Annotated in this window: 1 protein-coding gene; it reads right to left on the reverse strand. The window is 68.7% G+C overall.

All coding sequences use genetic code 11. From position 1 onward, the window contains the following. On the reverse strand, window positions 1–230 hold a 230-nt coding region (locus ACLJNW_RS29080; RefSeq protein WP_410962150.1), incomplete at both ends, for a glycosyltransferase.

Below are 230 nucleotides of genomic sequence, written 5' to 3' on the forward strand. Positions count from 1 at the left end.
GGCCGGTGACATAGCCACCCAGGCCGAGCACGCAGACCGGCCTCAGCTGGCGGATCACCCGCAGCGCCTGGAACAGCGACTTGAGCAGTTCCAGCGGCGCCTTGACCAGCGACTTCAGGCCCTTGCCGCACAGCCCGCTGACCTGGATCAGGTGCAACGGCAGGCCGGCCTTGGGTACCAGGTCATTCTCGATGCCGCGCGGCGTCCCCAGCCAGTGCACGGCATAGCCG

The sequence above is a fragment of the Salmonella sp. SAL4457 genome (genome assembly GCF_046548235.1).
Classification (GTDB): Bacteria; Pseudomonadota; Gammaproteobacteria; order Enterobacterales; family Enterobacteriaceae; genus Salmonella; species Salmonella enterica.